This is a genomic window from Clostridium sp. AF02-29, assembly GCF_934835585.1.
In the GTDB taxonomy this organism is placed as follows: Bacteria; Bacillota; Clostridia; order Lachnospirales; family Lachnospiraceae; genus Otoolea; species Otoolea fessa.
The window spans coordinates 1-14,756 of sequence record NZ_CAKVZK010000048.1; the positions used below are offsets into that span (position 1 = coordinate 1).

Here is a 14,756-nt window from a genome sequence, read left to right on the forward strand (position 1 = left end):
ATTTATTATATCTTATTAGCCACTACTGTTACAACGTTAGTATAGCACTTCAGATCATCTATAATCACCGTTTTTTCTTTTTCTAATTCTTTTCCCATACAATCTCCTTCCTATATTTTGTTATAAACTTCTTCACGTCTCATTAATCTCCACGGGATGGTTTCTTTCGCTTTCTCCAAACATTCCTTTTTGAGCACAACACGTGTGTAGGATTCTTCTGATGTGCATAATCTAGCAAGCGTTGTTCCATCCGGATTCGAAACAGTTGTATTACCACAATACTCCACGTCCCCGGATGCCCTGTTTAATCCAACCGTATAAACCTGGTTTTCTGCTGCTCTTATACTGCTGCATCCGGAAAACAGGTAATCCCAACCCGGATTCCACGCGCTCGGATACATAATCACATCTGCGTTCTTTTTTAATGCTAAAGATTTTGCCAATTCTGAGAATCCAAAATCCGCACAAATTAACAATCCAATTGTCCAGCCTTTAAACGAAACCGTAACCAGCTCTTCTCCTTTCGCAAAAAAATCATTTTCCTTATCCCATAAATGAATTTTTTTGTACTCTCCCAAAAGTGTTCCTGTTTCATCCCAAATACAGGCAACATCATAATGCTGGTTTCCCTCTTTTTTATTAATTCCGGCCATGATTGCTATCTTATATTTACTGGCAAGCTCTGAGAAAAAAAGTGCTTCCCTATCTGAAATTATGGCCTTTTCAAAATTGTATCCGCTGATACAAAGTTCCGGAAAGCAAAGAAGATCTATGTCGTCAGAAGAATGTTTTCTAACAAGTTCTTCTATATGAGCACAGTTTTTTTCGATATTTCCTTCCTGGATAGATAATTGAATAATTCCTAGCTTTAACATATGCCCTCCTTTTTAAACTTACTTTTTTTCAATTTAATCCAAATATTCGATTTTTTTCTCTTTTCATTTTCATACTTACTCACGAAATTACATTTCTTTTCTTGATTTTATCACGTAAATCAGACAAAATAAAATCATATTATTTTATAAAGTAATAAATCTGCATTATACAGACCATAGTCTGAATTCCAGTCTATCGTCATTTAGATATAAAAATATAGTAAAAGCCCCGGAATCACAAAACTCCGGGGCTTTTACTATATTTTGATACCGGATTGCTATGTGCTTCGCACTTTCGCAATCCTAAAACTATTCAAACATTGCGCTCTCAGCGCCTTCAATCTGAAGAGTGGTCTGATAGAATTTGGTCAGAGCACTGATTGCATACTCCACATCCTTCACACCTGCCGTTTCGTAACAGGAATGCATCGCAAGCTGCGGCAGACCGATATCGACGGCATGGACGCTGACCTGCGTGTTGGAAAGGTTTCCAAGGGTGGAACCGCCTAAAATATCACTGCGGTTTGCAAACACCTGAACCGGAACACCTGCCTCATTGCAGACATTCGTAAATACCGCACGGCTGAATGCGTCCGTGGTGTATTTCTGGTTCGCGCTCTCCTTGATGACGATACCTTTGTTCATCCAGGAGCAGTTGACTGCATCCGTCTTCTCCCCGTGGTTCGGGTGAACGGCGTGTGCGTTGTCGCAGCTTACGAGGAAAGAACCGGCAACTGCCTGATAGTAGTCCTCCGGTGTCTTGCCAAGTGCGCCGTTGATGCGGTGCAGGACATCCTGTAAGAAGGTGGACATCGCCCCCTGCTTCGTATTGGAACCAACCTCCTCATTGTCGAAGCAGCAGTATACGCTGACATCGCGCTCATTCTTCGCCGCCAGGAATGCTTTCAGGGAAACGTAAGCGCACTGTAAGTCGTCCAGTTTCGGGCTGGAAACGAACTCGTCCGCATACCCCCAGATCGTACCCGGCTGGCGGTTTACAAGGAAGAGATCCTTCCCTAAAATGTCCTCCGCTGCCACACCAAGCTCTTTCGCAATCATCGCGTCAAACGCGCCTTTTTTCAGCTCACCGGCAGAGAACAGCGGGCATAAATCAACCTGACGGTTGTATTTGTATCCATCGTTCACCTCACGGTTGAAATGAATCGCTACGTTCGGAATGATGAGCAGGTCTTTATCGATGTACAGAAGTCTCGCGCTCACGCCCTGACCGTCTTTTACCAGTACACGGCCTGCAACGGTCAGAGGGCGGTCAAACCAGGTGTTGTCGATCATGCCGCCGTATGCTTCCACATCGAGGCGCAGATACTCGCCCGGACCATTTAACTCCGGCACACTCTTGATCTTGTAAGTCGGTGAATCACTGTGGGAGGCACACATCTGGAAGTGATAATCAGTCAGCTTCTCTCCTACGCGAAACGCAATGATACTGGAATGGTTGCGGATTGTATAGTAATCTCCGCCCTGTTTCACGTCCCAACGAGCCGACTCCGGCAGGTATGTAAAACCTGCCTCGTCCAGCATACCCTTGATTGTCTCGATGGAATGAAACATACTCGGGCTGTTCTCAATAAAAGTCAGTAATTCGTTTGCAGCATTCATTATGCAGACTTCCCTTCTCTCTTCTTAATCGCCGGTAAGATAAGACCCAGTGTTACCAGGACAATCGGCGTAATGACATTCAGCACAGTTGTATACATATCGCCCTGCTTGTACATGCCTAAGATACAGCAGGCTGCTGTTACGAAGAAGCACCATGCACCGAAGCCAAGAGCGACTCCGTTATTCTTTACAAAGCGGTACTCACGTTCAAACTTGTTCGTGTGTTTACGAAGCATGAAGTAAGCGAAGAATACCCACAGATAGCGCATCGGCATAGTAACCGAGTTTAACTGGGTCAGCTGACGCAGTACAGTATCTGCGTTCGGAACCAGGACCTGAGCCAGGATAATGGAACCGGACAGGATAACAACCATCCAGATACCATTGATGTAAGCGCCGAATTTGTTCTTCTTTAACAGCTTGGTCGGGATGAACTGACGCGCATCCTCGTTGTCAAGCAGCATACGCAGCGGTGCGTCGATGCTGACTACCAGCGTCGAGAACTGTCCGATCGCGTTGCAGGCTGCGTAGATAATCATGAGCAGATTGCCGACACCGTAGTACTCACCCAGTTTCTGGAATGCCCAGTAAGAACCGTTTGCGTTGTAGGAGTCAAAATTCTCCTCAATCAGTACCGGATCAAACATCATGCCCATTGCGATGGTACCGAAGATCGCGCAGACAATAACCATGATTGCTGCAAAGATCATGCTCTTCGGAAATCCCTTTGCCGGATCCTCTACCTTGTTTACATACGGGGAGATCTTCTCACAGCCGCCTACCGCAAATACAAGAATGGACAGGCTGCTGAAGTACTTCCAATCAAAATGCGGGATCAGATTCTTCATGCTGAAATCAACAGACAGGTAACCGCCGTTCGGGTTGATTGCCGGTGCAGCGAACATCAGCAGAATGTACAGGATACTCATAACGAACATACTGGTTCCTGCTAAGGTTGCCATCTTTTTCAGCGGATTTAAACCGCGGCTTGCTACCCAGCAGAAGAACAGCAGAACGGCAAAAGTAACGAGCTGTACTGCCTTTGTGTTAAAAGATGCATACTTCTCCGCATTCTGGAACACCATCCAGCTGAGCGCTTTCAGACCGCCAGAACCTTTGGATGCGATGTAGGTGACATGACACGCCCAGTAGGTCCAGCCTGCGTAGTATGCAGCCTTCGCACCGGTTGTCTCATGAATCCAGGAACTGACACCACCGCCCGAATTCTTAAATGCGGAACCAAGCTCTCCGACCATCAGTGCGTACGGTACAAAGTACAGTGCAAACATCAGAATCCAGGAGAAGATAACCTGTGTTCCATTGAAGTATATGAAACCATTTAAAACGTTTCCAAATGCCCAGAGGGTGGAGAAACACATAAAGGAAAGCATATACCACTTGATTTTGTTTTGTGACTTGTTCATATCTTATTTTCTCTCCTTACTGCCAGTATCTTTTTTATTTTCTCATATGCCGCGTTAATTGTCAAAAGTATTTTTTATTACCCCAGTATTTTCCAGTCGGATTTGGTAGTATTCTGTTGTTTACGCATATTTTTTGTTAAAGTCTCACAATATATACCTATTTCCTTCGCAAAAAAAGCGGCGTTCCGTTCCGAATCGCCGCTTTTTTTCCTCTTTTTGTACGTGTCACAAAAACATACGGTCTGTGAACTGCCGTATCGTCCGTGACAGAAATACACTTTTTGTCTAAAAATCCATTTTTTACCGGGCAAATGCCGATCCATGAGGATTTTATGCCCCTTATTTTATAAGTATTTTATTATATCATTTTCGATATATACACCTCTTCCAGCGCCACGTTAACCCCCGCGCAGAGGAAGTGCCAGAGACTTAACTTCTGTCCCTACTTCATGTAACCTTTCAGCGCCCACTCATACGTCTCGAGCGCCTGCTGCAGGTTCATGTTAGCTGTCTCTTTGTCGATCTGTTTCTCCAGGAAGGAAACTTCCTCGCTCTTGTACTCCAGCTGGGTCGCCATGCCAAGCTCCAGCTTCTTCTGCATCGCATTCATCGTCTGCGTCTCTGCTGCCAGGGACGCATCGGCAAGCTGCAGGGCTGTCTGCTTCTGCATGATATCGTTGTAGAGTGTCTGCATACCGGAGCGGATCGTCTGTTCCTGGTTCTTGATGGTGCGGTCCATATTTTTCTTATCGGCTGAACCTTCTGCCATATTGGCATAGCCGCGCTTGTTGGACTGTAAGGACAGGTTCTGTTCGAGCGCCGTCTGTGTGTCCGCTGCCAGGTTCATCGCCGCGATCCGGGTGAGATCCGCCTGCGGCAGATCCTGGATATCCGGTTCCGCGTCATAGGACCATCCGGTCTGGACGCAGAGCTGCTGATGCTGGGCCTGAAGTCCCGCTTTTGTCTGGGTCAGCGTGGACTGAAGTGACTGCAGTGACTTCTGTGCATTTAACACATCAATCTGGGTCGCCTGACCGAGCTGCTGGCGCTTCTGGGTCAGCTGCATGGAAAGTTCCTGCAATTCCACTGATTTCTCCATCAACGGAATTGTCTTTTTGACCTGATTATAAGCAGCAAACGCCGACTGCACCTGCGCGACAACCGCATCCTGGCTGTTGATATAGTCCAGACGGTCCATCTCGCTGTCGCGGTAAGAAGCATCGGCAGACTGCTGGGTTTTTAACGCATTCTGCTCCACCATGACGGACGCTGACATCAGGCTTGCGTAAGCACTCGCCATGCCCGGCACCGCCAGAAAATCCTCAATCTGATCCGCCTGATCCCGCAGGTTATCCGCGCTGTCGTACAGATCATTCGCCTGATTGTACTGCTTATCCTGCACTTCCTTCGCATTCTTTGTGTCGCGCCCTGCCTGATAGGTCGTCTGATTGTTTAAATACGTCGGGTTGTACTCCTGTACCAGATACGGCAGTTCGCTGTATTCCATCACATTGTCCTGAAGCTTCGCCCATGTATCTGCGTCATAAGCAAACTGCGGGCTGGCTGCCAGCGCCGCAAACGGTCCCTGCAATGCCAGAACCGCTGCTGCCGCTGCGGTCAGAAGCGCCGTTTTCCTTCTTCTATGTCTCATTTCCGGTTCCTACTTCCTTTCTGTTACCACCATGTTATCTTACGGCACTTTCTGTTCCAAAAGTGCCTACCCGTGAATAGTAACCTGTTCACACCTTAAGTAAACTGCCATTCCTGACGGATTAATTCGTCACAATCAGACCTTTCACAGCCCACTCGTAGTTTTCCACAGCTTTGGTATATTCCAATTCCGCGCTCTTATACGACGCCACACTGCTGAGCCAGGAGCACTCAAGCCCTAAATAATTGGCTCTTGAGAGCATTCCCAGTGCGTTCTGGCGCTTTGCCGCCTCGTAGCTCTGCGCTGCCGCCTGATATCCAGCCGTCGCACTGTCATACGCCTGTTTCTTTGATACCACCGCCGCATAGAGGTTCTGAACCGTGATCGTCACCGAATCCTCGGTATAGGCGACGTTTCGCTTCTTGACTGTGCGGTTGGAAGACCCTTCCGCTTTCGCTGCACGCACAGACATCAAATCATAGTTTTCGCTGACCGCCGCCTGTGCATCGGCTGCCAGATCCATCGTCGCAAGGCGGGTGGCATCCGGAACCGGCACATCCGCAAATGTCACCGGCGCATCCGCGTCAAATCCAAGCAGCATCAAAATATTCTGCTTGAGCTGCAGTGCCCCATTCTCTGCCTGCTGGGCGCTGGAATTGGCCTGCTGCAGCGCCTTCTGCGCCGTCAGGACCTCCTGCGCGGAAGCACGGCCGAGCGCCTGCATCTTCTGTGCGGCATCCGCATTTACCTGGCACATTTCCACATTCTTTTTCGCTGTTTCCACCTGCGGGAGCAGTTCCTCATACTGGATGAGCAAGTTCTGCACCGCCTTGACTAACTTATTCTTTGTCTGACGCAGGGTCCGGGCATAGGTGCCGGAAAGCTCCTTGTTCGTAAGCTTTGCCCCCTGTTTGCGCAGCTCTCTCGCTGCCGCCTTGTAGCCCTCAAACAGCTCTCTCGTCTCCGCATCCATATCGTCGGACTTCAGGTCCATCGCATCTTCCATGAGAGCGCTCGCCTCTGCCGCCAGGGCAGTTCCCGCCGACTGGCTGGTCGTCTGGCTGTAGAGCTGGGAACGCAGGTTTAAGTACGTGCTGTTGTACCCCTCGATTCGCCATGCGATCTCGCCATATTCCAGCGTCCCATCCTCTAGCTGTTCTTTGGTGTATGGGGAAGTTTCCTCCTCTACCTCGGTATTGCCGCCCGTCAGCACCGGACCGGTCGCATCGTCGCCGATCAGCGCATCTGAGCCGATCCCCGGCGTTTTAGCCGCATATGCCGGCATCGTCATAGCCGTGCTGACTAACGCCGCCTGTAAAAGAATGGCAAACAGTTTTTTCCTGTTTTTCTTCATCTTACTCATCTTCATTTCCTTTCGGCGCTCTGCGCGCCCGCTCCCGATTCTATCCCAGCACCCCGTTTCAGGATGCCGAGTGTCAGGGCAAACCGTTCTCGGATACGGTTTTCCGGAACTCCGTCGTGAAAGCTCTTGATCTCCATCGCGATCGCCATCATCGCCATGCGGAAAAAACTCATATATTCCTCCCAGCCCAGCTTCCGCAAGGATTTTCCCACGCACGACTCATAGGCGGCACGTTCCAGCTTCCGTCCACGCACGGCGCGTGGACTGTCCGGATCGGAGCTGAATATATCAAAGGTCAGCGCCTCACGGCTGCTGCACTCCATGATGTTGCGGATGAAATCGGCGCGTCTCTCATCGCGGCACAGGGCAAGCGAACCGTTTAAAAACTGCCCTAACATCTCCCAGATGTCCCCCTGCGCCTCTTCAAGGCAGCGCACGCCGCACTCATAAAATTCATTGATAAAACTCTCACACAGATATCCTAAAACATCCCATTTACTGTCAAAATACGTATAAAAACTGCCCCGGGAGATTCCGGCATCTTCTATCATACGGTTGAGCGATGCTTTTTCTATCGTTGTCCGCGTATATTCAGCCATACACGCGTCCCGGATTTTCTTCTGTTTTTCCTCCGGCAGCCGCTTAAATCGTTCCGACGGCATCTTCTTCTCCCCCTTTTTCTATCAGTACAGGCAGCTTCCCCGCCCCGGGTCCGCCGCCTGACAGATTCACTGCTTAACCTGCTTTTCCTTAGTCGCAGTCCAGCTTATCATACTCATCTTCTTTGCCTTTTCCCATGTTATAAACCACCCGGTAGAAGGACGGAAGCAGTACCAGCGTCAGGATCGTCGCCGCAACCAGACCGCCGACGTTTACAAGCGCTAAGCCCTGCATCATCTTGCCCGCCTTACCAAATGCCAGACAGTTCGGGATCATCGCAATGATGGTCGTCAGTGTCGTCATGCAGATTGGGCGTACACGGATCGCACCTGCCTCTACCAGCGCCTCGTCTAACGGCATCTCCACCCGCAGCTGGTTGACCGTATCCACGTACAAAATACCGTTGTTTACAACCGTACCGACCAGCATCAGGAAACCAAGCATGGAGGTCATACTGATCGGGCAGTCCGCCAGGAACAGGAAGCCAAAGGAACCGATCAAACTGAACGGTATCGTTGCCATAACCATCAGGGAGAATTTCGGGGACTCAAACTGAATCGCCATGACAATGAAAATCAGAAAGATCGCTGTGACAAGCGCCATTCCCAGCGCGGAAAGCTCCTCGCCCATCGACTCATCCTGGCTGTTGGTCGCCATCTCAACGCCGTACGGGAACTCCCAGTTCTGCACGAAGCTCTTGACATCTTTTTCAGCCGTCTTCTTATAATCTGCCTGTGCCTGCATCGTGATCGATACCTGGTACTGTTTCTCTTTTCGCGAAATCTCCTGTGGGCTGTCCTGGTAGTAAATCTCTGCCAGATCCTCCAGCGGAAGCGTATTGCCCGCCGCTGTCGTGATCATCATGCCCTGCAGTTTCGCGATGGAATCGTAACGATCCGGCGCAAATTCTACTTTCACATCCTGATCCTCGCCGTTGACGGAGATCGTCGCCGCTTTCACACCGCTTAAATTGCTGTATACAGCCGAACCGATGCTTGCCGGGGTCAGTCCCTCTGCCTCCGCCTTGACCGGATCCACTTTTACCTTGATAACCGGCGCCGCATTCTCAACAGAAGAATGTACCTGCATAACATCCTCGCGCTTGCGAAGCTCCGTTACCAGATCATCCGCTGACTTCTTTAATGTATCATAATCGGTACTCTGCAGATCCACCTCAATCGAATCACCGCTGCTCATGCTGCTGCTCATACTGCTGCTGCCCTGTTCCAGGGTAATGGTCGCATTAACGTAGTTCTGTGTCGCATATCTCCACTTCTCGATAACCTCGTCCGTGGAAAGCTTTCTCTTATCTTTTAAGTAGGCATTCAGTGTCACATCACTTCCAGAAGTCATGCTGACGCCACTGTTTCCATATGTCATCAGGTAATGATCCACATCCTCGTCTGCCTCTACCATATTTTCCAAATCAAGCACAGTGTCACGGATCGCCGATACCGAATAACCCGGCTTCGTCTTGATCGTCATCGTTACGATACCCTCATCGATCGAGGACATCAGCTCCAGGTTCAGTCTGGACGCCATGAGGAGGGCCAGCACAACCAGCACCGCCGTCGTTCCAAATACCAGCGCATAGCGCTTAATGACCTGCGGCATATGCTTGCGGTACCAGGCCTGGATGCCTTTGATGATGCGTCCTGCCGGCGCATGATCCTTCTCCACTGGATGCCAGAACATATAGCAGAGCGGCACGATGATGACTGCCGAGAATAAGGAAGCCGTCATACAGAAGATGATCGTGTAGCCGAGCTGTGTAAAGAGCTGTCCAGACATACCGTTTAACATCAGAAGCGGAATAAATACAACACAGGTTGTCAGCGTACCGCCGGTGATCGAGCCGATCATCGTGCGCGTACCTTCCAGCGCCGCGTCGTAGAAATCCAGTTTTTCCTTCGCCCGGAAACATCCGTCGAGGACGTTGATCGAGTTATCAACCATCATACCAACGCCGAGAACGAGCGACGTCAGGGAAATAATGTTCATTGAGAATCCCATCGCCGCCATACAAATGATCGCCAACACAACGGAGATCGGAATGGACGTACCTACGATGACCGATGCACGCAGATCGCCATAGAATAAGAACAGAATGATCATGGACAGGATGATCGCCAGGAGCAGCGTTTGGATTACGCTGCTTAAAGACCGTTTCAGCGTGTCACTGGCATCATCTACCACGGTGATTTTAAGACCCGGATACTGCTGTTCAATTTCCTGCACCTTCTTGGTTACCTGGTTGGAAACCTCGATCGCGGTGGAACTCTGCTGTTTCTTGATTCCCAGGGAGATAACATCTTCGCCATTATAGCGTCCGATCGAGTTTGCATCCTCCAGCGCCTCATAGACATTCGCGATATCAGAAAGATGGATCGTCTCACCGTTTGCCAGCGGAAGCACGACATTTTTCAGACTTTCCGTGCTCTTAAATTCGTTGCCGACACTGACGTCGAGATCCTGTTTTCCAACCCGGACATCGCCCGCCGGGATCGTGAAATCGGCGGCACCGACTAACTGTGCGACCGTATTCATATTCAGGTGGTACTGTGCCAGTTTTTCCGGAATCAGTTCCACGCGGGTGTAGCTCTCCTGACCGCCGGCAATCGAAACCTCGCCGACCGAGCTTAATTTCTCAAACTCAGGAACAATTTTGTCATCTACATATGTATAAAGGTTCTGATCAACGTCGCCGCTGACTGCCAGCGTAACCGTCGCCATCGAGTTGATATCCAGCTCCATGATATTCGGGTCATTGGCATCGTCCGGCAGATCGCCCTGAATGCCGTCTATCGCCTTTTTCAGGTTAATGTATGCGGTATCCATGTTGGTGCCGTACTCATACTGGACAATGACGATCGATACATTTTCACGGGAAATGGACTGTACCTTATCTACCGAGTCCAATGACGTGATCGCATCTTCTTCTTTCTTGGTAACCAGATCGGTTACGTCCTCCGGGCTGGCTCCCGGATACACCGTGGCGATGATTAACATCGGCATCTCCATCTCTGGCGTCAGTTCCAGCTTCATGCCCATGACGGACTGAAAACCGAAGTACGCGATGGTGATCAGACAGAGAATGATGGTAACCGGACGCCGCAGTGCGAGTTTTGTCAGTCGAATCATTCTTTGTCACCTGCCTCTGTCGTCTCCGCTGCTGTCTCATTGTTTCCGTCTGTCTGCGCGCCATCGCTATCCTGTGCCAACAGGACTTCTCCCTGATCCACCAGCTCGTTGCTCCAGCTTACGATGACCTGGCTGTCGCTCGTCAGACCCGATTTTACTTCCATATTTTCATCGTCATAGATACCTGCTTCGATCTCGGTTTTCTCCGCTTTTCCGTCCTCATAGAGGTATACAAACGGGGCACCGTTGTCGTAGCTGACTGCATCGACCGGAACGGTTAGCACCTGGCTGACGCGGTCCATGATAATCGTCATTTTTACGCGGGAACCATTCGTAAGACCTGCTGCATCCGGCACCATCGCACGCGCGTCATAAAGACCGCTGCTCTCGTTGACCATAGATCCGATCTCGGTCACAGTACCGGTGTAATCCACACCGTTTTTCTCCAGCGTCACGCTGTCACCCAGCTCCATCGTCTGGTGGATCTTCTCGGTGATACCGAATTTAACCTGTAACTGGCTGGCACCGGAGATCGTGCAGATCTCGCCAGCCGGAGATACATGATCATGCGGTTCGACGCTCCGGGACTCGATCACACCGTCGATCGGCGCTGTCACGGTTGTGTATTTCACCTGCAGATCGTACTGATTCTTCGCAGATTCATAGGAAATCTTCGCGCTCTGTGCGTTGTTTTGTGCCTGCTCCATCGCCTCCTGGGAGACAAAACCATCGGCAAAGAGCGCCTGGGTACGGCTTAAATTGCTGTCCGCATTCTTTAAGGCAACGGAAGCCGCATCCACCTGCAGCTTTAACGCTGTCAACGCGTCGGAATCGATCTTGCACAGCGCCTGCCCTGCCTGGACCGTATCGCCCGCCTGGAAGTAAACCTCCAGCACCTCGCCGCTCATCTTCGGCATGACGCTCGCGCGGGACTGCGGCTCTACCAGTCCGGTCAGATCCGTGTACAGGCTGATGTCCTGACGAACCGGATTTTCTACCTTTACGGTTGGACGGGACTCATATTCCGCCGCCGTATTCTTATGGCCGCATCGGGACAAAACGACAGCACCAACTACTACAATCGCAGCCAGCGCCAGAATCTTTCCTCTTTTTTTCATAATTTCCTCCATCTATGCTTGTTCTTGGTATAAATTTTTCTCAGTCTATATTTTACTCATCTCGTATACACTTTGCCACTCCCAAGTTTGGACAGGTGTGTACACAAATTTGTCAAAATGTATCCATCTATGTTCATCTTTTTTTCATGACACCCGAATTTTCCTGCCGCTGACCGTTTTTTGGGGTACATGACAGCAAAAACGCAGGAAAAACCAACCAAATACCGCTGATTCCTCCTGCGTTTCCTTGTTCCATTTTCTAATTGACAATCATTCGTAACTGTTCAGTACCTTCACAGTCACGCGCAAAAATCCATTAAAAATTGCCTACGGCAATGGGATTTTTGCCTGCTGGCCCATGTTTTCGTACGGTCAGCGCAGTAAATGCGCAGACCTACTGAACAGTTACAATAATTCTCAAAACTGCCGGAAACCTGCTTTCCTAACGGACCTGCATAGGGTCGCACCCGATGCATTTGCGGATCACGCTCATGAACGTGGCGACACGCTCCTTCACATCCGCCTCATCCTTAAACGGCGCGTCAAACGCAACTCCCATGACTGAGAAAATGATGATCTGCACCGCCATCGCCGCCTCCGGCATCGTCAGCTTCTTGAACATACCAATCCGCTCCAGATGGTTATAAAAATACTGGTACACCTTTTCTCCCATCTGACGGCGCAGCGCCATGAACTGTGCTGACTCAGACAATGCCCGGATATGCTTCTGATTTTCCATGATATACATATAAAGCTGTGCCAGCGCCTTCTCCGGATCCGGCTGGCTCATCGTCTCTTCCATGACGCGCTTCATCTCGCGTTCCATCCGGTATTCCATCAAATCATATATATCTTTAAAGTAATAATAAAACGTTTTTCTTGTGATCCGGCTCCGCTCAACCAGCGCCGTGACCGTGATCTTCTCGAGCGGTCTCTCCGACTCCAGCTCGATATAAGCCTCTACAATCCGTTCCTTCGTATTTCCCTGCTGCATACTCTTTTCCTCCGGCAAACCGTTGTTGTTTTAGTATAGTTTAAAATTCAACAAACTGCAAGTATTGCCTGAAATTTCCATGTTCCTGCAATGAATCCGCGTTACGGTTCACGGATAGGCACTTTTGGAACCGAAAGTGCCGTAAGAAAACATGCTTACTTGTGAACAGCAGCCGATACGGCCGGTCCGCTTTCGTGTTTCACACGCCCTTCCACCTGCGGCAGTTTCTGCGAGTATACAACCACCCGGTCGCCTTCCAGTATCTGCGTACCGCCGTCTGGAATGATGATCTGGCTGCCCCGCTTTATCATCACAATGATCGTATTCTTATAGAAGCGCGCCTCCGCGATCTTCTTACCACACCAGCGGTGATCTGGTGTCATCAGAATCTCTTTTAAAAGGATTCCCTGGCTGTCCGTAAAGCCCTCTGCACCCAAGACGACGGTATCCCCTTCCTGAATGACAGTCTGCCCTTTGGGCACAATCGTCTGCGCGCCGCGCCGGATCACTGTGATTAACATACCCGGAAGCATCTCGATCTCACAGATTTTACGGTTTTTCCACGGATGATTGTCCCCGATCGGAAGCTGCACGAACTGAATCTGCATATCGCCCGTATAGTCCGAGAACGTCCGCATGACATCGGTCGAGTTGTCGATCATGTCACATTTTTCTGCCACCTTCGGAAGCAGCGAACCCTGAAAAATGATGGAAAATAAAACAACGCAGAACACAATGTGGAATATATCATATTTCATATATCCCTCACTAAGCGTCGCCATGATCGCAAATACGATTGACGCCGCACCGCGCAGACCCGCCCAGGAAATAACCAGATACTGCCCGATCGGCGGTTTCGACGGCGCGAGCAGCAAGCCAACCGCCGCCGGACGAGCCACAAATGTTAAAAACAATGCGATTGCGATCGCCGGAAGCACGATCGACGGCATCTGCGAGGGAAATGCCAGAAGTCCCAGTAGGAAAAACAGAAGCATCTGCATCATGCCGGTAAATGCATCAAAGAAGCCAACCAGCGCTTTCTGGTTCTTCAGCTCCTGATTTCCGAGGATAATACCGGTCAAATACACGCTTAAGTAGCCATTTCCACCAATCTGGGATGCAAGCGCGTAAGAAATGATTGCCGCCGCAAAGACAAAGATCGTGTCAAATCCCTCGCCATAAAAGGCATACCGCTTTAAAAGCCATGTCACCAACCACGCGACCGTCGCGCCGGTCAAAAGCCCAAATGCGAGCTGGCGGATCAAAAGCAGAACCGCCGAACCGCCGCTCACACTCCCCGTCATCGCAGACAGCAGAATCACCGTCATCATGTACGCAAACGGGTCGTTGCTTCCGCTCTCTAACTCCAGCATGGATGCCGTGCCGTATTTGAGGTTCAGCTTGCGCGAACGCAGGATCGAGAACACGGATGCCGCATCGGTCGATCCAAGAACTGCGCCGAGAAGCATTCCTTCCATCAGTGCCATATTAAGCACCAGATGACAGAACAGCCCGGTCAAAAGCGCCGTCAGCACTACACCCACCGAGGATAACAAAATCGACCGCCCCGCGACCGGCTTCGCCTCACTCCAGCGCGTGCCGAACCCGCCGTAAAACATAATAAAAATCAGTGCCACCGAGCAGACCTGTTCCGCCAGTGCAAAATTGCCGAATGGAATCTTAAAAATACCGTCCGATCCAAACAGCATTCCCAGCATAATAAAAATAAACAACGTCGGCACCCCCAGCCGCCCCGAAAGACGGCTTCCCGCGATGCAGACAAGGATAATAATCGCTACGACCAGAAGCGCAAATGAAGTTGAAATATGTATCATTCCTTTCTATGTTTAGTAGGTATAGGCGTTTGCGAAACGCCACAAGCCGCATAAATACGGCATTTTTTGTTACCT

10 protein-coding genes are annotated in these 14,756 nt (G+C 50.1%); all 10 read right to left on the reverse strand.

Features of this window, described 5'->3' with window-relative positions; genetic code table 11:
* Positions 1-110 precede the first annotated feature (110 nt).
* Positions 111-875, reverse strand: coding sequence for a carbon-nitrogen hydrolase family protein (locus tag PUQ60_RS10610; protein ID WP_273380981.1), 765 nt, complete (start codon positions 873-875; stop codon positions 111-113).
* 309 nt (positions 876-1,184) lie between these two features.
* Complete coding sequence (locus tag PUQ60_RS10615) at positions 1,185-2,495, reverse strand: M18 family aminopeptidase (RefSeq protein WP_273380982.1); 1,311 nt, start codon at positions 2,493-2,495, stop codon at positions 1,185-1,187.
* Complete coding sequence (locus PUQ60_RS10620) at positions 2,495-3,919, reverse strand: amino acid permease (RefSeq protein ID WP_022359564.1); 1,425 nt, start codon at positions 3,917-3,919, stop codon at positions 2,495-2,497. Before PUQ60_RS10620 ends, PUQ60_RS10615 begins: the two co-directional genes overlap by 1 nt.
* A 442-nt stretch (positions 3,920-4,361) precedes the next feature.
* Positions 4,362-5,570 carry a TolC family protein gene (locus PUQ60_RS10625; RefSeq protein WP_273380986.1) on the reverse strand — a complete coding sequence of 403 codons (1,209 nt, stop codon included), beginning with the start codon at positions 5,568-5,570 and terminating at the stop codon, positions 4,362-4,364.
* A gap of 121 nt (positions 5,571-5,691) precedes the next feature.
* Positions 5,692-6,933 carry a TolC family protein gene (locus tag PUQ60_RS10630; RefSeq protein ID WP_273380988.1) on the reverse strand — a complete coding sequence of 414 codons (1,242 nt, stop codon included), beginning with the start codon at positions 6,931-6,933 and terminating at the stop codon, positions 5,692-5,694.
* A gap of 2 nt (positions 6,934-6,935) precedes the next feature.
* Positions 6,936-7,595: a TetR family transcriptional regulator gene (locus PUQ60_RS10635; protein ID WP_118629901.1), complete on the reverse strand. Its 660-nt coding sequence runs from the start codon at positions 7,593-7,595 to the stop codon at positions 6,936-6,938.
* A gap of 88 nt (positions 7,596-7,683) precedes the next feature.
* Complete coding sequence (locus PUQ60_RS10640; protein ID WP_273380992.1) at positions 7,684-10,734, reverse strand: efflux RND transporter permease subunit; 3,051 nt, start codon at positions 10,732-10,734, stop codon at positions 7,684-7,686.
* Positions 10,731-11,852, reverse strand: coding sequence for an efflux RND transporter periplasmic adaptor subunit (locus tag PUQ60_RS10645; RefSeq protein ID WP_273380994.1), 1,122 nt, complete (start codon positions 11,850-11,852; stop codon positions 10,731-10,733). The genes PUQ60_RS10640 and PUQ60_RS10645 overlap by 4 nt, the downstream gene beginning before the upstream one ends.
* 442 nt (positions 11,853-12,294) lie before the next feature.
* Positions 12,295-12,846, reverse strand: a complete 552-nt coding sequence (locus PUQ60_RS10650; RefSeq protein ID WP_022360006.1) for a TetR/AcrR family transcriptional regulator — start codon at positions 12,844-12,846, stop codon at positions 12,295-12,297.
* A 155-nt stretch (positions 12,847-13,001) separates the two neighbouring features.
* Positions 13,002-14,681, reverse strand: coding sequence for a potassium/proton antiporter (locus tag PUQ60_RS10655; protein WP_273381523.1), 1,680 nt, complete (start codon positions 14,679-14,681; stop codon positions 13,002-13,004).
* Between the last annotated feature and the right edge of the window lie 75 nt (positions 14,682-14,756).